16 protein-coding genes and 2 pseudogenes are annotated in these 18,206 nt (G+C 35.2%); 7 read left to right on the forward strand and 11 right to left on the reverse strand.

What is annotated here, in order from left to right; translation table 11 throughout:
* Positions 1 to 214: 214 nt before the first annotated feature.
* On the reverse strand, positions 215 to 1,450 hold the full coding sequence (locus EKL97_RS08995; protein ID WP_126457400.1) for an ABC transporter permease: 1,236 nt from the start codon (positions 1,448 to 1,450) through the stop codon (positions 215 to 217).
* 78 nt (positions 1,451 to 1,528) lie between these two features.
* On the opposite strand from EKL97_RS08995, the gene EKL97_RS09000 reads away from it, so the two are divergent.
* Complete coding sequence (locus EKL97_RS09000; protein WP_126568690.1) at positions 1,529 to 2,764, forward strand: exo-beta-N-acetylmuramidase NamZ domain-containing protein; 1,236 nt, start codon at positions 1,529 to 1,531, stop codon at positions 2,762 to 2,764.
* Between the two features lie 73 nt (positions 2,765 to 2,837).
* Here the strand turns inward: EKL97_RS09000 and EKL97_RS09005 are convergent, their stop codons facing one another.
* Positions 2,838 to 3,332: a YkgJ family cysteine cluster protein gene (locus EKL97_RS09005; protein ID WP_126555029.1), complete on the reverse strand. Its 495-nt coding sequence runs from the start codon at positions 3,330 to 3,332 to the stop codon at positions 2,838 to 2,840.
* 74 nt (positions 3,333 to 3,406) lie between these two features.
* On the opposite strand from EKL97_RS09005, the gene EKL97_RS09010 reads away from it, so the two are divergent.
* Together EKL97_RS09010 and EKL97_RS09015 are read left to right on the forward strand one after the other, a co-directional pair.
* Positions 3,407 to 4,114, forward strand: coding sequence for a class I SAM-dependent methyltransferase (locus EKL97_RS09010; RefSeq protein WP_126457402.1), 708 nt, complete (start codon positions 3,407 to 3,409; stop codon positions 4,112 to 4,114).
* Positions 4,115 to 4,136: 22 nt separating this feature from the next.
* Positions 4,137 to 4,679: a YfiT family bacillithiol transferase gene (locus EKL97_RS09015; RefSeq protein ID WP_126568691.1), complete on the forward strand. Its 543-nt coding sequence runs from the start codon at positions 4,137 to 4,139 to the stop codon at positions 4,677 to 4,679.
* A 185-nt stretch (positions 4,680 to 4,864) separates the two neighbouring features.
* Here EKL97_RS09015 and EKL97_RS09020 read toward each other — a convergent pair whose 3' ends face one another.
* From EKL97_RS09020 to EKL97_RS09055, 7 genes are all read right to left on the reverse strand, one after another.
* Positions 4,865 to 5,497: a 7-carboxy-7-deazaguanine synthase QueE gene (locus EKL97_RS09020; RefSeq protein WP_126457404.1), complete on the reverse strand. Its 633-nt coding sequence runs from the start codon at positions 5,495 to 5,497 to the stop codon at positions 4,865 to 4,867.
* Between the two features lie 210 nt (positions 5,498 to 5,707).
* Positions 5,708 to 7,414, reverse strand: coding sequence for a tetratricopeptide repeat protein (locus tag EKL97_RS09025; protein WP_317125238.1), 1,707 nt, complete (start codon positions 7,412 to 7,414; stop codon positions 5,708 to 5,710).
* A complete protein-coding gene (locus tag EKL97_RS09030; RefSeq protein ID WP_126568692.1) occupies positions 7,401 to 8,327 on the reverse strand; it encodes a PstS family phosphate ABC transporter substrate-binding protein in 927 nt (308 codons plus the stop codon). Before EKL97_RS09030 ends, EKL97_RS09025 begins: the two co-directional genes overlap by 14 nt.
* Before the next feature lie 230 nt (positions 8,328 to 8,557).
* Positions 8,558 to 9,355 (reverse strand): energy transducer TonB, encoded by a 798-nt coding sequence (locus EKL97_RS09040; protein ID WP_126457406.1) that lies wholly within the window; start codon positions 9,353 to 9,355, stop codon positions 8,558 to 8,560.
* Positions 9,356 to 9,396: 41 nt separating this feature from the next.
* Complete coding sequence (locus tag EKL97_RS09045; RefSeq protein WP_126453123.1) at positions 9,397 to 9,945, reverse strand: ExbD/TolR family protein; 549 nt, start codon at positions 9,943 to 9,945, stop codon at positions 9,397 to 9,399.
* 19 nt (positions 9,946 to 9,964) lie between these two features.
* Complete coding sequence (locus tag EKL97_RS09050; protein WP_126457407.1) at positions 9,965 to 10,576, reverse strand: ExbD/TolR family protein; 612 nt, start codon at positions 10,574 to 10,576, stop codon at positions 9,965 to 9,967.
* Positions 10,577 to 10,623: 47 nt separating this feature from the next.
* Entirely contained in the window at positions 10,624 to 11,445 is an 822-nt protein-coding gene (locus EKL97_RS09055) for a MotA/TolQ/ExbB proton channel family protein (protein ID WP_126453117.1), read from the reverse strand.
* A 373-nt stretch (positions 11,446 to 11,818) separates the two neighbouring features.
* Here EKL97_RS09055 and EKL97_RS09060 point away from each other — a divergent pair.
* The 3 genes and pseudogenes from EKL97_RS09060 to EKL97_RS09065 all read left to right on the forward strand — a co-directional run.
* A pseudogene (locus EKL97_RS09060) lies at positions 11,819 to 12,099 on the forward strand (helicase HerA-like domain-containing protein); the annotation flags it as partial.
* A 6-nt stretch (positions 12,100 to 12,105) separates the two neighbouring features.
* A pseudogene (locus EKL97_RS16090) lies at positions 12,106 to 12,273 on the forward strand (cupin); the annotation flags it as partial.
* Positions 12,274 to 12,315: 42 nt separating this feature from the next.
* Positions 12,316 to 13,575 carry an NAD(P)/FAD-dependent oxidoreductase gene (locus tag EKL97_RS09065; RefSeq protein WP_126457408.1) on the forward strand — a complete coding sequence of 420 codons (1,260 nt, stop codon included), beginning with the start codon at positions 12,316 to 12,318 and terminating at the stop codon, positions 13,573 to 13,575.
* Between the two features lie 32 nt (positions 13,576 to 13,607).
* Here EKL97_RS09065 and EKL97_RS09070 read toward each other — a convergent pair whose 3' ends face one another.
* Together EKL97_RS09070 and EKL97_RS09075 are read right to left on the reverse strand one after the other, a co-directional pair.
* Positions 13,608 to 14,945, reverse strand: coding sequence for an FAD-dependent oxidoreductase (locus tag EKL97_RS09070; protein ID WP_126457409.1), 1,338 nt, complete (start codon positions 14,943 to 14,945; stop codon positions 13,608 to 13,610).
* Between the two features lie 63 nt (positions 14,946 to 15,008).
* The gene (locus EKL97_RS09075) at positions 15,009 to 17,399 is read right to left on the reverse strand and encodes a penicillin acylase family protein (RefSeq protein ID WP_126568693.1); all 2,391 of its coding nucleotides are present in this window, start codon (positions 17,397 to 17,399) and stop codon (positions 15,009 to 15,011) included.
* A 163-nt stretch (positions 17,400 to 17,562) separates the two neighbouring features.
* Here EKL97_RS09075 and EKL97_RS09080 point away from each other — a divergent pair, with 163 nt between their 5' ends.
* Positions 17,563 to 18,204, forward strand: coding sequence for a flavin reductase family protein (locus tag EKL97_RS09080; protein ID WP_126516167.1), 642 nt, complete (start codon positions 17,563 to 17,565; stop codon positions 18,202 to 18,204).
* Positions 18,205 to 18,206 lie beyond the last annotated feature (2 nt).

The following is an 18,206-nucleotide window of genomic DNA, read 5'->3' on the forward strand; positions in this document are numbered from 1 at the left end:
CAAGCTACAATTACTTGCGGCAAAACAACAAAATATTCTGGTTTCCAAATCTTCGCGTTAGGGATAGTAGTGGAAAGCCCGCAAGAAAGTGGAGTGTAACGCAACTTTATGAGGACTTGTAGCGGATAGCCCGACCGTTTATAAAAAAGAGAGGCTACTATCGATATTGATAATAGCCTCTCTTTTTTATAAATGGGAACGCACTAATGATAATCTAATCGAAACGTATGGCTTTGACTGGAGAAATTTTAGTTATTATATAGGACGGAATTAATAATACAAAAAAACAAACGGTCACAGTAAGTAGGTTTAGCACTAGGATATATCCCCAATTTAAATAAACTGGTGCTTGGTTTACATAATAGTTTTCTGGATTCAACTGGATCACGCCAAATTGTTGCTGGAGTAACAATAGTGCTATTCCGATTAAGTTTCCCCAGAAAAGCCCTCTTACGATAAGATAGAAGGCATTATATAGAAATATTTTCCGGACGGACCAATTATTGGCTCCTAACGCTTTTAGGATTCCTATCATTTGGGTTCGTTCGAGAATTAATACTAATAGTGCAACCACCATGTTGATTGTGGCCACAAGAATCATGACAACTAATATAACGATGATATTAAAATCGAATAGCTGAAGCCATTCAAATATATAGCTGTATTTTTCTAGTATGGTTTTACTATCTAATGTAGAAGCTGTTTGTGCATAGACTTGTTCTCCGGTAGCTTCGATAGTATTAAAATCGTCAACAAAAACTTCGAAAGCACCAATTTGATCCGGAGTCCATTTATTGATACGCTGCATGTGACGAATATCTCCTATTATATAGGTTGCATCGAATTCCTGAAAACCGGAATTGAAGATTCCTGTAATTTTAAATCTCCGAATATTGGGCAACTGATTTTGATTTTCTTTGATGAAGAATGTATTGAACAGATCTCCTACTTTCAAATTCAACCTATTGGCAAGGAATTGAGACAATAACACTTCTTGATTCACATTTTTTGAATAATCAGGTAATTTGCCTGAAACCAGATACTCTTTTATATTATCCCATTTGTAATCATTCCCCACTCCCTTGAAAATAATTCCTTCGAAAGCGGTTTCGGTTCTAATAATTCCTGCTTTACTGGCAATGGCTTGAATATGCTCCACTTCAGGAACAGCAGTAAATTTTGGATAAAAATCTTGTTTTTTAGAAATTGGAACTACCGTGACTTCGGATTGATTGTTGTCATAATTGGAAATAACGATGTGTCCGTTGAAAGCCGCAACCTTCTCTCGGATTTTTTGTTGCAGTCCAATTCCTGTCGCTACCGAAATAATCATCATAATCATACCAATTGCAATTGCTGAAATAGCAATTTTTATAATTGGAGCAGATATGCTACTTTTATAATCTTTAGCAGTTATGAGTCTTTTGGCTATGAAATATTCTAAATTCAAAATTTATAGTTTGCAACAAAGATACATAAAGTTTTTTGCCACAGATTAAACAGATTTAAACAGATCAAAAATAGTACTATGAAATATTTTAGCTATACTTACCTCTTATTATTGACATTAGTTGTACAATCCTCTTGTGGAAGTTCTACAAAAAACAATCAGTATAGCAGCAGTACGGATAGCTTGCCAAAAATCCATTTCCAACCATTTTTTAGACCACATCAAATACCAATATTTAAAACGGGAGCCGATAATTACGAAAAATATATTTCTCTGTTAGAAAATAAAACAACAGGAATTGTAACCAATCAAACGGGAATTCTATCTGACAAAACCCATTTTGTTGATTTTTTACTTTCCAAAAATATCAATGTGCAAACTATTTTTGCTCCAGAACATGGTTTTCGTGGCACTGCTGATGCGGGAGAACATGTGGTTGATGGAAAAGATTCTAAAACCGGGCTGCCAATTATTTCTCTATACGGTGATAATAAAAAACCAAAACAAGAACACCTCGCTGGAATCGATATCATGATTTTCGACTTGCAAGATGTAGGCGCACGGTTTTATACTTACATCTCCTCGTTACATTACATCATGGAAGCTTGCGCTGAAAACAACATTCCGCTTTTAGTTCTTGACAGACCAAATCCGAATGGAAGTATAGTCGACGGTCCAATTCTTGAGCCAGAATTTACCAGTTTTGTAGGCATGCATCCAATTCCTTTGTTTCATGGAATGACAATTGGCGAATATGCACAAATGATTAATGGGAAGAAATGGCTGAAAAATGGCATTCAATGCAAATTGACCGTTATTCCGTGTATTAATTACAACCGAAAAATGAATTATAGTTTACCTGTAAAACCTTCACCGAATCTTCCAAATGATCAAGCCGTGAATCTTTATGCAAGTTTGTGTCTGTTTGAAGGCACAAATGTAAGTGTGGGTCGTGGAACTGAAAAACAATTTCAGATTTATGGCTCTCCGTATCTACCAAAAAGTGATTTTAGTTTTATACCCAAACCAAATTTTGGTGCACAAAATCCAGTTTACAATGGCGTGAAATGTTATGGGGAAGATTTATCAACACATACAAAGGTCAGTAAACTAGAATTAAAATGGTTGATTCAAGCCTATCAAAGCACAACGGAAAAATCGAAATTCTTCAATCCTTTTTTTACCAAACTTGCAGGAACTAAAAAACTGCAACAGCAAATAGAAAATGGAATTTCCGAAAATGAAATCAGAAAAAGCTGGCAGAAAGGACTTATCGAGTTTAAAGCAATGAGAATGAAATATTTGATATACTAATTCCCACCCCCTTCCGATCCCGAAGTTTCGGGACGGGACTCTACAAAGCAGAGGGAGACAAAATAGAAAATTTTTAAAGCGGCATTTTCTTTTTCATTTCCTCTACAATATTAAACGCTGCCGGGCATATCGCTACGTTTTTCAGGGTTAAGTCTGTAATTTGTTGGAATTTTTTTCGATCCGTATGCGGGAATTCTCTACACGCTTTTGGACGTACGTCATATATCATGCACGCATTTTCATCATCGAGAAAAGTACAGGGTACACTTTGCAAAACATAATCTCGGTCTTCATCGATTTGAAGGTATTGCTGGATAAACTGTTGTGGCTTTTGGCGTAGGTATTTTGAAACACGCTCAATGTCGGCATCCGTAAATAATGGTCCCGTAGTTTTACAACAATTAGCACACTTTAAACAATCCGTTTTCTTGAATTCAGCATCATGCAAATCTTGCATCACGTAATCCAAATTCTTTGGTGTCTTTTTTTTCAGCTTATCAAAATACTTTTTGTTTTCGATATGCTTATCTTTGGCTTCCTTAGGGAGATTGTTTAAAATATGTTTCAAATTTAAAGTTTAAAGTTGGAACCACAAAAGTAACAAACTTGAATCCTTTAACCTTAAACTTTAAACAAAAAAAGATGAAAGACCTTTTTGGCAAAGCCATACTTGATTTTCAAACCAATAATTCACCCGAAGATTTAATTACGGAAACTACAATATCTGAAGAAGATGAAATGAGCGTTGCCTACTTGTTTCGTTCTTATGATGAAATGCCCCAAATGGAACAAAAAGCGTTACAACTTGCCAAAGGTAAAATCCTGGATGTTGGCTGTGGCGCAGGAAGCCATAGTTTATCTTTGCAAAACGAACGCAATCTAGACGTGACCTCTATTGATATTTCAGCAAATGCTATTCAAGCGTGTACCTTGCGTGGATTGAAAAAAGCAAAAGTTCAAGATGTACTGACATTAGAAAATGAAAAGTACGACACCATACTCCTATTGATGAATGGTGCGGGAATGTGCGGTAAACTTAAAAACATCCCGAATTTCCTTTTAAAACTAAAATCATTATTGAATCCTGGCGGACAAATTCTATTAGACAGTTCTGATATAATTTATATGTTTGATGACGATGAAGATGGCGGAAAGTGGATTCCTTCCCAAAAGGAATATTATGGAGAAATCGTTTTTAATATCTCCTACAAAGGCGAGAAAGAAAAACCATTTGACTGGATGTTCATTGATTACAACACTTTGCAAAATGCAGCTTTAGATAATGGACTAAAATGCGAGTTGATTCTTGAAGGCGAACATTTCGACTATTTAGCAAAACTTTCCATTTAGAAAACACATAAAGCTACTTAGTATGAGAAATTCAGCGGTGGAAAAATTACGTTATCCTATTGGGAAATTTATCAGACCCGAGATCTATTCAAGTGAATATCTCCATAATAAAATAAAAGAAATCGCAAGTTTTCCAGAACGATTGAAAAACGAAGTCATTCATTTGACAGAGGAACAACTAGAGACACCATACCCTCAGGATGGCTGGACGATTCGTCAAGTCATTCACCATTGCGCCGACAGTCACATGAATTGTTTCGTTAGAATTAAATGGACATTAACTGAAAATAAACCGCTAATAAAAGCGTATCACGAAGATTGTTGGGCAGAATTACATGATAATTTAACGATGCCCATTCAACCCACACTTTCATTTCTTGACGGATTGCATTTTCGTTTGGCATATATAATGAACAGTCTTTCTGAAGCAGATCTTGAAAAATCTTTTATACATCCCGAACATAATACCGTTATTCAATTGAAGGAAATAATTGGAACCTATGCTTGGCATGGAAACCACCACTTAGCGCATATTACCGAATTGAAAAAAGAAAAAGGTTGGTAGTATAAGGAGCTATTTCCAGCTATTCGCTATATCTTTTTTTCTCATTAAAAAAATGAAAAAAAAAGGATGTCGCTACTATCTGGGCTAGGGAATCTGCTAACAAGAAGTAAGCCTTCCGAAAATTAATCAGTATCTGTTTTAATTCAAAACCCCAAACAGCACTTGCTATATGAGGTTTTTAAGTATTAAGGAATATTCAAATATTTATGTGTTTGCAACGAGACACGCCATTTTGGGTTGTTCATTACATAATCAACAATTAACGGAGTCATTTCTTCTTTTTTACTCCATTCCGGTTGAAGAAATAAAATGGCATTCTCATTTACCTTATCAGCTTGCTCTTCGGCAAAAATAAAATCATGTTTATTGTAAATAATCACTTTTAATTCCTGTGCGTTATCATACACCGTCTGAGTTGGTAATTTGTTTTTCTTTGGCGACAAACAAATCCAATCCCAAGTTCCCGTAAGCGGATAAGCCCCAGAAGTTTCTATGTGCACTTTTCTATCACTATCTTTTAGCTTTTGTGTTAGCAAGCTCATGTCCCACATCAGTGGTTCCCCACCAGTAACCACAACAGTTTCTGAATATTTACTTGCATTGGCAACAATTTGATCAATACTAGTTGGCGGGTGTAGCGCCGCATTCCAGCTTTCTTTAACATCACACCAATGACAACCTACATCACATCCGCCAATTCTAATAAAGTACGCAGCTGTTCCGGTATGGTATCCTTCCCCTTGAATGGTGTAAAATTCTTCCATTAAAGGAAGCATTGCACCTTTATTAACTTCTAACTGTATTTCTTTTGATAACATTCTTTAATTTTAAAGTGCAAAGATAGTTAATTAGAAAAGGAGTCCATTTGCAAACACAGACTAAAATGATAAACTTTCAATAAGCCAAAAAAGGCGTGTATTAAACCGTTTTAAAATAATTAATCCAACTCTGAATACAACGATCCTAAAATAGGAGCACAAAAAAACCGATAGCCAAAGACTATCGGTTTTTGATATTGAGACAAATTCTTATTGTTTCAAAATTTTTATTGATTCTGTTGCATAATTATTAGCAGGGTCTAATGCTAATGTTTTTTTGAAATATTCAATAGCTTTAGGCTTGTCTGTATTAGCAAAACTGGCTGCCATATTATTGTAACATTCAATAAACTTAGTTTTTACTGCAGGTTTTGCTATTTCCTCAGCACCTAATTCCATTGTTTTTAAAAGATAATCTTCATAATTTTTCACCATCAAGTCATCTTTTTCAAGTAATCTATTGGTTCTTGCTTTATACAAGTATGCTTCTAAATAAGTAGGAGAAGCAACTAATACTTTATCAAAAGCAGCATCTGCTTTTTGCAAAGCAATTGCATCTACTTTTTCGCCTTCCTTTTTGTTAATATTGGCATAGTAATTCGCTAGACCAAAATAGACGTTGTCATCCAGATAATTAGTAGACTCAGGAGAACTGGCTCCAGATTCAAATACAGCTGCAGATTCTTTGTATAGTTTTTGAGAAAATAATTTTTTACCAATATCACTCAAATCTTGAACCGCTAATGGCTCCATTTCGATTGCTTTTTTAAGACCTTTCATTCCTGAATCAAAAGCAACGGAGTCTATAGCTAATCCATCTTCGCTAGTCCCTTTTTTAATTTTAGTCAAACCTAAATACAAATAATCTTTAGCGATTACTTTATTAGTTGGGGAAGCGATAAAACTTTCCAATGATTTCAAAGCTAAATCAACATTTCCATTTTCATAAGCCGCATATCCTAAATAACGATAGATTCTTGGATTAACTTTGTCCAATTCGATCATTTTGTTAGCTTCCGCTTCCAGTGCAACATAATCCTCTATCAAGATTAGAAAATCAGCTCGACGCATTCTAGAGTTAATCGAGTAATCGGTTAAAGCCATATATTTATCGTAATAGCCAATTGCTTTTTTATAATTCACAGCCGCTTGAGAAGGTTTATTACGTGCAATTTTATAATAAGTCTCCGCTAATTCTCTATACACTGGTCCATAGTTAGGATTAATAGCAATAACCTCTTCATAAGCTTTTAAAGCTTCGTCATACGATTTTGCTCCTTTAAGCAAAACACCCAGTTGCATTTTTGCTCTTAGCAAAGAATTATCTGCTTGAAAAGCACTTCTATAAGCTACATAAGCTTCATTTTGTTTGCTATCACCATAGTAAGCATCACCAAGGGCAAGCTGTAACTGTGCATCATCTGCATTTTTTATGGCAGCGCGATTCAAAATAGCGATTGCATTTTTATAATCGGGCTTTTCAGCATTCATATAGGCTCTTGCTTGGTAAACGTACTCTGCAAAATCCTTTCTTTTCATGTCTTTGGTGGCCAATACAAATTTTGCTTGAGCTGCCGCAACATCATTGTTATCTAAATCCATTTGACCTAAGCCAATGTAATTCAAATTAGCTTCATCAGAAGCTGTTAATCCTTTTTGGAAATAAATTTTGGCGGAATCTTCTACATTTTGAGTAAGATATACATTCCCTAAAGTAAAAAAAGCAGCTCCATTAGATGGATTCTCCTTAATAATTGATTTTAAAATTGCCTTCGCACTTTCGAACTGTTCTGCATCGATCGCTTTTTTTGCTTGATCAATATCTTGCGCTTGACTTGCAAATGCCGATGCTAATAATGCAACACTAAACGTTTTTAATTTATTCATTTTCATTGTAGTTAATTTAATTTTTATCATTGTATATTTTTTTTCTAACCTGAATTAATCTACTCGGTGTTCGTACCGGCAGTAAACCAGATTTAAGTATTATCCGCTGTCCTCTTTCACCTGCTACAAAAGAGGCAAAACCCATTCCTAATCCAGAAGAACCCTGACAATTTATTATATACAAATCACGTGCCAAAGGATAGGTTCCCTCTGCAATATTATTTTGCGATGGCGGATAATATTGATTTCCAGTAGTACTTTTAACGCTAAGCACCTTAATTTTTTTTACAATATCTTTCATAATTCCAGAAGGTTGATAAAGCCAGTTTAGCCCCACTATTCCAATCATTCCTTCATTTTCAGACACATACTTTATTACCTCTTCATTGGTTTTAAAAGAAAAAATCCCCTTTTTCGGAAGTTCTGACACACCCGCTAATTCATTCATATAACGAACAGTACTGGAATTTGGATTATCAAAAACCAATCCCTTTATTGCCGTTTGAGACTTCCCTTGCAGAAAGGCTATAATGTCATTTAAAGCGACTAAGGTATCCTTAATTTTCTCATTTGCGATTAAAGCAATCCCATCAGTAGCGAAAGGAGTCACTTTTGGAATAATTTTTTTACCCTCAAAAATCTTATTTTCCTCAGCATTTAATTTTCTGGATAAAATGGCAATACTTAATGAATCATTTAGCAATGATCGGAGCACTTCTTTTTCAGATTTAGCATTCAACGTTATTTTTGCAGGATACACACTTTCAAAAACCGCTATCTGATCCTCAATCACAGGTTGTAATGTTTCATCAACTAGTATCATTGTAGAACCTTTTAAAATAGTTTCTTTATTTTCCTTAGATCCTTCCGTTTTTTTACATGCAAAAAGAAATGCAAACAAAGAAAGAAAAATAAAATACGGAATTATAGCTGTTTTTTTCATGATCTAGTTGGTATTATTAATAAGTCGGATGAATCTAAAAAAAGAATATACAATAAGAAGCAAACCAAATGCTATTCTATATCCAGTATCCATTACTATGGGAAATTCTTTCATAAAGATAATAAATAAACCCAAAACCAGATAAACTAAAAAAAACATAATTCCTAAAACGAGAAGAAATCGCTCTTTGAGCGATTTCTTCTGAATATTAATACGTATGCTCTTTAACATTAATTTGCCGTTTGAATTGTAATTGGTAAAGAATACAGCACTCTGACTTTTTTACCGTTTTGTTCACCCGGAGTCCATCTAGGAGACTTTTTCAAAACACGAATCGCCTCTTTCCCTGTACCATAACCAATATCTCTAATTACTTTAATATCGGTTAAAGAACCATCTTTCTCTACTACGAAAGTAACATATACTTTACCATTCAACCCGTCTTCTTCAGGAGTTTGATAATTATTACCCACATACTTGTAAAATTTCTCTATCCCACCTGGAAAATCAGGTTTAACCTCAATCCCGGCAGTGTTGTAAATTTGGTTATCTACTTCTTCTACTACCGCGGCAGTACCTGTACCTACAGGCTCTACAGTCAATACTGCATCTGGATCACCTTTTATGGTCACTGCACCTAATTTTTTGTCTTTAATTTCAACAATTTTGGGTGGTTCTTCTGTAACTTCTTCCGCTTTTGCTACAACAGGTTTCACAAATTTAACCTGATCCACTTTTGGAGGTGGAGGTGGTGGTGGCGGGATGTTTTCTTTAGGCTTTTCTTGCTTTGGCGGCAACTTTACTGCTGTAATTTTAATATCTCTATTTTCCTCTACATCAGATGTATCCGGAAGCAGACTAGCAATAAGAGGGGCACTAACGGCCAAACTAAAAAGAATACTTCCAACAATAAGCGCTCTCACTGAGGTCTTATTATTTTCTTTTCTTAGTTCATACGCTCCATAACTTTTATTTCGCCCTTCAAAAACGATATCCAGCCATTGGTTTTTAAATATATCTAATTTCATTTTTCTTAATTATTAGGTTATTAGGCTATTAGATTAAAATCTTATTTACCTTCTAACAATTTTGTTTCCTCAGGTGAAAAATCATTTACAATTGCATAAGTTGGAACGCCAACAATTGCCATTTCATCAAGTATATCAACTAAGTTACGATAATTAGATTTCTTACTTGGCTTGATGATCACAATAACTCCTTTGTCTTTGTTTCCAGTATGCTCCACTACTGATTTTTTTCTAGCCAATAATTCTTTACGAATTCCGTTTTTTCCATAGGCAATATCTTTTGGACCTGCAATTGGCGTAGCCAATAAACCCATGTAATATACCACCTTATTGTTCTCACCAAGCATAATTGTTAAAGTACGATTTTCATCTACTTTAATGTCCTTATTTATTTTAGGATCGTCTTCTTTATCTGGCAACCCCAAATCCATTGATTGGGGTTTTGACAACGTAGTAGTCAGCATGAAAAATGTGATCAATAAGAATGCCAAATCCACCATAGCAGTTAAATCTACTTTTGAATTTTGTTTTTTACTTCTTACTTTACCACCTTTTCCGCCTCCACCGTCGCCGGTATTTAATTCAGCCATTGTAGTGTATGTTTTTTAATTAAAAATCTTCTCCTCTTAAACCAGTAACTAAATTAAAGCTATTGATTTTTTGATCTTGTAAAATATCCATCACCTTTTTAATTGCCTGATATTCTTCTTTTGCATCCCCTTTTATGGCTATTTGCAATTCTTTATCAGCAATTTCAATATTGGCAATACGAGCATTTTGTATCCAATCCGCTAATTGATTATCAAGTGAATCTTTTGGAATACCTGGTTGGTTTGCTTTTCCTCTGTCTGCAGCTTTCATCTCTATGATTTGCTTCAAACTTTGAATTGGCACACCAAAACCATCCATCAGTGCAAATTTATCAGCATCATCAGCTGAGAATTCAACACCATATTTTTGACCCATTAATTCTAACGTTTTTTTACGAACTTCTCTTCCTTTTAGATCAAAGAATACTTTTCCTTTTCCAATAGTAATTGTAGCCAAATCTGTCTCAGGCAATTTTGTCTGAACTGTAGAAGAAGGCGTGTCTACCGGCAATGCTTCTGGTACTTTAGCTGTAGCGGTCAAGATAAAGAACGTAAGCAAAAGAAACGCAACATCACACATCGCAGTCATGTCAATTGACGTTGACTTTTTTGACATTTTTAGTTTAGCCATTATCTTTTTTATATTTTATTTTGACGCACATGACGTCAAAAAAATTATTATTGTTTTAAGCTTCCTCTAAATCTTCTGTAAGTATTTACAATTGTAGTACCTGCTTCATCAATAGAATAGGTTAAATCATCAATTTTAGAAGTAAAGAAGTTATACGAAACGATTGCTAATACTGAAGTCGAAATTCCAGTTGCAGTGTTGATAAGTGCTTCAGAAATACCATTTGCAAGAGCCGCTTGATCAGGAGTACCTGCACTAGCTAATGCTCCAAACGCTTTAATCATCCCTGTTACCGTACCTAATAATCCTGCAAGAGTTCCTAAAGAAACCAAAGATGAAATAATAGTCATATTTTTCTCTAACATTGGCATTTCTAATGAAGTAGCCTCTTCGATTTCCTTGTGAATTGTTTCAGCAGCTTCTTCGCTATTGAATCCTTCTTTTTTAACATCTTGGTATTTGATCAAAGCTGATTTTATTGCATTTGCAACAGATCCTTTTTGTTTATCACACAAAGCGATAGCTCCATCAATATTCCCTTCTTTAATATCATCTTGTACTTTTTTCATAAACTGATCTAAGTTTCCTGATCCAGCTGCTTTTGAAATCACAAAATATCTTTCAAAAGAAAAAACAACAGTCATCAACAATAAACCCATCAAAACTGGTACAATTGGACCTCCTTTGTATACCATTGCCAAATAATTACCCGGTATTGGGTGTCCTGTATTTACTCCGCCTTCAAAATTGGCACCATCTCCCATTATAAAATTCCAAATCAACCATCCTACAAATACACATGCCACAATAATGATTCCTGAAATCATTCCTCCTCCGTTTGAACTCTTTTCTTTTTTAACGTTTGCCATTTTTTTTAATTTTAATAGTTTTAAATAATTTATTTTAGTTATAATAAACTTGTAGTGGAGCAAATTTATATTTTTAGTTCAAATAAAAAAACTTTTTTTAATTTTATTGTCATTAATTTTATTTCAAACAAACATTTAGCAATTTACTCATTGCATATATATCAAAATCTATAAGGAAATCATTCGTTTTACAAAAAAAAAAATACATTTTTAAGAAATATTAACATAAATTTTCAATAACCGTTTAAAAGCAGTCAAAAATATATTTTTTTATTATTAAGAGTAAAAAAGCAGGAAAACTGCATTATACCCCATAATTTCCTATTTTAGGATACTAATAGCAGCTTACAAATCCTTTTAATTCAAACTTATCATGACCAGAAAAGAAGATTTTATACAAGACATAACGCGTGGGTACCTTTCAAAAGGAGAGAGTATGACTTTGGAGGAGTACTATTAGGCGGAGAAGCTCTAGCAAATGCACCCATAAAAATTCCCTTAAAAACCTTAAACCGTCATGGGTTAATTGCCGGAGCTACTGGAACGGGGAAAACCAAAACGATCCAAGTTCTTTCATAACAACTATCCTCTTTTGGGATTCCTGTTTTAATGATGGACATAAAAGGCGATTTTAGTGGTATTGCTAAAGAAGGGAAATAAAAACAATTTATAATTGAAGGCGAGACCGTGGTTCTTACAGCAGGACAGTCCATAAAAATAGAGAAGAATACCCGTGTGCACTATTCCGATCCTTTTAATGAAGTCTGTGAATATTTAGCTATTTGCAAACCTTCATTTTCTTTAGAAAAAGTTAATAGAGCAGACTAACCCTTATATAATTTGTATCTTCATACTTTCAATAAAAAAAGTATGAAAGTTCAAAAAAAAATTATAATAGTTGGCGCTGGCTTTGCTGGATTGCGTTTGGCTCAAGATTTAGAAAATACAGATTTTGATGTTTTACTGATTGACAAAAACAACTACCATCAATTTCAACCCTTGATGTACCAGGTAGCCACAGCAAGGCTTGAACCTGCCAGTATCTCATTTCCGTTACGAAAAGTATTTCAGCATTCGAAAAATGTCCGCATTCGAATAGCTGATGTACTTCGTATTGATCCGGAGCACAAAATAGTACAAACCTCTATTGCTGATTTTGAGTACGACCATTTGATAATTGCCTTTGGATGCACGACTAATTATTTTGGAAATGCTGAAATAGAAAAATTTGCATTTCCCATGAAATCGGTACCGGAAGCGATCCAACTTCGCAACCAAATTCTACAAACTTTTGAAGATGCCTTAATTGCTTCACCAGAAGAGCTACAATCGCTAATGAACTTTGTGATTGTTGGCGGAGGCCCTACCGGAGTAGAACTTGCAGGAGCTTTGGCAGAAATGAAAAAAAATATTTTGCCAAAAGATTATCCGGACAAAGATTTTTCGAAACTCACCATTTATATTCTTGAAGGATCTCCGAACGTATTGAATCCAATGAGTGAAGATTCCCAAAAAACGTCTCGTAAATATCTGGAGGAACTAGGTGTCATTGTAAAAACGGATACTATTGTAAGCCATTACAACGGTAAGACCGTAAGCCTGCAAAACGGAGACACGATTGCATCCAGAAATGTGATTTGGGCAGCAGGAATTACAGGAAACACCCTGGAAGGCATTCCCAAAGAAAGTATTACCAGAGGAAATCGCTATCTTGTTGACCGATTTAATAAAATAGAAAACCTCGAAGACGTGTATGCCCTTGGTGATATTTCATTCATGGCTACTCCTAAATATCCCAATGGTCATCCGCAAGTAGCCAGTGTTGCTATAGAACAAGGAAAAGTATTAGCCACAAACTTCAAACTAAGTCTAAAAAACAAACCTCAAATCGAATACGAGTATCATGATAAGGGTTCTATGGCTACAGTAGGGAAACGAAAAGCGGTGGTCGATTTGCCAAAATTTAGTTTCCAAGGAAGATTGGCTTGGTTTACCTGGATGTTTATCCACCTTATGTTGATTTTGAGCGTCAAAAACAAACTTTCTATTTTTATCAATTGGACGTTCAGCTATTTCAATAATGACAGCACCTTACGAGTCCTACTGAAACCGGCAACAAAAGATAAATAACACCAAAAAGGACTCTGAATAGAGTCCTTTTTTTATTTTAATAATTCTAAAATGGTCTTTTCAACTACTTCTGAATCCCAGATTTCTTTGATATTTTCCATTTTTAAAATTTCTTCCATAATTGCATTTTGATAATCACCTATAGCCAACGCTTCTGTATAAGGCCGATCACTAAATGTTACACGACTGTATAGCGGAATCCATTTTTCAGGGTGCTTGTCTGAAAATGATTTTTCAATTTTCTTTTGCAAAAGGAAGTTTTCATCTGCAGTCTTAGAGCTCATTTCTAAAAAATTTCGATAGGAAAGCTCTGCAATAGCATCGGCATTTTGTTTACGGGATTTTTGATATTCGGAAAAAATAGATTTCCAATCATCTCCGTACTTTTCAATCATTTCATACAGCACTGAAATATCTTCAAAACCGGCATTCATTCCTTGTCCGTAAAAAGGTACAATGGCATGACTCGCATCCCCAATCAAGGCAACCTTATCCTCATACGTCCAAGGAAAACACTTCATGGTTACTAATGTACTGGTTGGGTTCCGGAAAAAATCTTCTGCTAATTTTGGAATAACATCAACCGTATCCGGTAAATTTTTTTCAAAAAAAGCTTCTACTGACTTCCTGTCCTTTAAGGAATCAAAGGAATTTTCTCCTTCAAAGGGCATGAATAAAGTACAGGTAAAGCTTCCGTCTAAATTGGGCAAGGCAATCAACATATATTCTCCTCGTGGCCAGATATGAAACGAATTTTTATCCAATTTATGTGATCCATCCCCGTTTGCCGGAATATTTAATTCTTTATATCCAATAGGTAGAAATTCTTGCGAATAATCGAACATACTCTGGCGCTGCATGCGGTGACGAATTCTTGAAAAAGCACCATCAGCGCCAAAAACCATATCGTATTTTTTATCTTCCCATGCACCTCTTTCGGTTTCGCCTATATGAAGCGTGGCATTTTCTAGAGTTACATCCCAAATTTTGTGCTCAAAAAAGAACTCTGCTCCTGCGGCTTCCGCCAAATCGATCATTTTTCGGTTTAAAATTCCTCTCGAAATTGAATCAATGGATTCGCCTTCCTGACCATAATTTTGAAAATTAAGCTTATCCACTAAATGAATTGCCCGTTTTTTCATGGGGATTGCGATCGCTCGAACAGCATCACCTACTCCAACTCCATCTAAGGCTTTCCAGCCGCGATTAGACATCGCTAAGTTGATAGAACGTCCTGAAAATTGTATCTTCCTGATATCTGGACTTCTATCGTAAATATGAACAGTATGACCTGCTTTACGAAGGTAAATAGCTAGTAAAGATCCGACTAGTCCAGAGCCTACAACTGCTATTTTTCGGGGAGTTTGCATTAATTTTTTATAAAAAGTTAGGCAAAATTACTGATTTAATGTTTTAATAACTTTAAAAAACAATCATTTTTTATAGGGAATAAACACCAATTTTGTAGAAGTCCTAACAATCTCCTTTTCGTTCAGTTTCATTCTTCTGAATTTTCCTGAATTATACAATTCCGCCTGATCGTTATAATGTGCACTGAATGGATTTCCGGATTGTCCCGTTGGCAAAATGGCCCAGCTATTTTCAATGTCTGAGAAATCAATAATTCTTCGTGTTGAAGGCCCGCCTTTTACTTGATACTGACCCGTTTCGGTATAATCAAAAAACAAATTATTAATCACTTCCGTTGAACCTGAAACTTCAAATGGACCAACATTAAATATAGTTCTTAAAGCTGCAATTTTACCCAACGGATGCTGATGTTCCAGAGTATGTACTTTGTTCCAGGTCCAAGCTGATACGGAATTGCCCAATTGTTTTTCTAAAGCAGCAATCGATTCCTTGAACGATAGCGACACGATTTCTCGCCTTGTTTCCGAATGGTTTTTTGTATTGATATTATCCCACCACAGTGAGTTTTTGTTTTCAAGTTGTCTGGCGATCATTTGCTTCATGATATGCGTGCCTAAAAACTGCTTGAAATTAGCAGCTCCCAGTTCGTCCTCAAAAGTATTTTTTAAATAATTAAAAATCCATTTATTATAGATTGTGGGTGCTACATCATCCAGATTATTAGAACCTTTCCATTTTTTCAAAACAGCAAAGGCTTCTTTTTCATTATTTGAAAGCGTTGTGTAATCCAGATTCGAAATTAAACGTGCTACAACGTCAGGCGCAACTGGTGATGTATTATCAAAAATCATGCTGCCTACAGTTGCCTTATTCCATTTTGTTTTTTTATTCAATAATTGCGTGATTCGTTTGGCTCTGTCTTCAGGAAGGTAATAGCCCGGATACAAAAATCCGTCTATTGCCTCTGGTTGATTATTGGCTGAATACACGTAATTCCATTTTGGATTCACCGCTGAAGGATTTTTGGAGAAATCCAAATATTCCTTGATATCGTCTTTCCCGCTCGCCCCATCCAAAATAAAATTCGGATTCACGCCTTCATTATGCTTGTATAATTTTCCTGTTGCCCACCATGCAATATTTCCTTTGGAGTCACCATACATAACATTCAGTCCCGGTGCGGCTATCAGAGCCACTCCTTTTAGAAAATCTTCCTTGCTTTCAGCGTGCGAAAGCCTATACACTGCGTCCAGAATTCGTATGGGTTGTTGGGTATAAATCCAAGACATTGCCACTGGTTTGTCCTTATCCAGCCCTACAATTAAGTCATTCATGATAGGCCCGTGACGACTCACTTTTACATTCAAAACCACATCAGTAGAATCTTTTATTTTTATAATTTTTCGGCGAATTTCATAATTCCTATACCCCGTTGGTGTTTTGTAAGCGGTCGCATTTCCAGGACTATTTTCTTCTTGGTACAAATCAATATCATCATTTTCAAACATGGTTAATCCGTACGCATAGTTACGGTTATGTCCCAATAATGGGAATGGAGTACCTGCTAAATAACAACCGTACAATTCAAAATCCGGAGTTACTAAGTGCGCTTCATACCAAGTTCCGGGTTGCGAAAACCCAATATGTGGATCATTGGCAAAAATCACTTTTCCTTTTTTAGTTTTCTTTGGAGAAAGAACCCAGCTGTTGCTTCCTATAAAGGGTGGGATAGGGGATTGGTCTAAAAGTGAGGCTACTGATTTTGAAATAGCAGCATATTCCTGTGGCTTATGTTTTGCATTTTTTATTTTTGTGGTATTAAATGAACCGTCAATGCCAAAATCCTTGAGATAGTCCATACCGTACTTGTTCCGAATATCCGTCAACAAAGGATCTGACTTATGGGCCATAGCAAAACTAAAAGACATGTATCCAAAAATATTGTAGACGTCTTTTATGGTAAACTTTTCTTTTTTGACACCAACTAAACTGAATTCTATTGGCGTAGTTCCCTCTGCCATATATTGGTTTATCCCCTCTAGATAGTCCATTGTCAATAGATAACTGGAACTTTTCTTATCTAAAGCTGCGATTGCTTTTGTGGAAGCTTCTTCGATTCCTAATCCGGCAAAAAACAGATCACTTTTCAATGCAACTGGTCCAAAAATTTCTGACAATCGTCCCGGAGCAATACGCCGCATCAATTCCATTTGCCACAATCGTTCTTGCGCATGTACGTAACCCAACACAACCATAGCGTCCCTTGAACTTGCCGCATAAATATGGGGCACTCCAAATTCATCAAAATAAACTGTGGTTTCCTTTCCAATATTTTTAAGTTTTAGTTCCCCTTCATAGGTTGGCTTTAAATAAAACCCATAAATCAACACAACTATTGCTGAAAGAAACAATAAAGAAAGTAAAACCAGAAGGACCTTTTTAAGTGTTTGCATCTTTACATAAATTGGCAACAAATATATAAGATTTAGAAGTCAATTAGAACAATTTACTTATAATGTGTTTGTTCAAAATAAATAATTGAGCCCTATTTGTTATTTTGTTTGATTTATTTACATTTTAATTAAACAAAAAGTATATTTGTTCAAAAGTAAAAAGATGAAACATATTTCTAAAGAAGCTATTTCCAAAATGGAAAAAATTGAAAGACTGAATTTAATCAATTCGTGCACGGGTTATAAATCAGCGAATCTTCTTGCTACAAAATCATTGGACGGAAACACTAACGTAGCAATTTTTAGCAGTATCACACATTTAGGCAGTAATCCTGCCATAATTGGATTCATTATGCGACCCACAACCGTTCCCAGAGACACCTACAAAAATATAAAAGAGACTGGTTATTTTACGGTAAATCACATCACTGCTGACATGATTGCCGATGCGCATCATACCTCCGCAAATTATGATTTAGGCGTTTCTGAATTTGATAAAACAAGCCTAGAAGAAGAATACAAGACCAATATTGAAACTCCTTTTGTAAAAGGAAGCCCTGTGCAGTTGCATTGTAAATATCTAAATGAATATTACATCCAGGAAAACAATACAATTCATGTAATTGCAGCTATCGAAAATTTATTTTTTGAGGAGAAATTAATACATAAAGATGGGTGGTTACAAATTGATAAAGGCAATGTTGTGGCGCTAAACGGCCTTGATGGCTATTGTTTACCCAAACTTATCGACCGTTTTGAATATGCCCGAAAAGAAGTTTCTACTGTTTCCTTTTACAAAAAATAAAA

The organism is Flavobacterium sp. LS1P28, assembly GCF_003970335.1.
In the GTDB taxonomy this organism is placed as follows: domain Bacteria; phylum Bacteroidota; class Bacteroidia; order Flavobacteriales; family Flavobacteriaceae; genus Flavobacterium.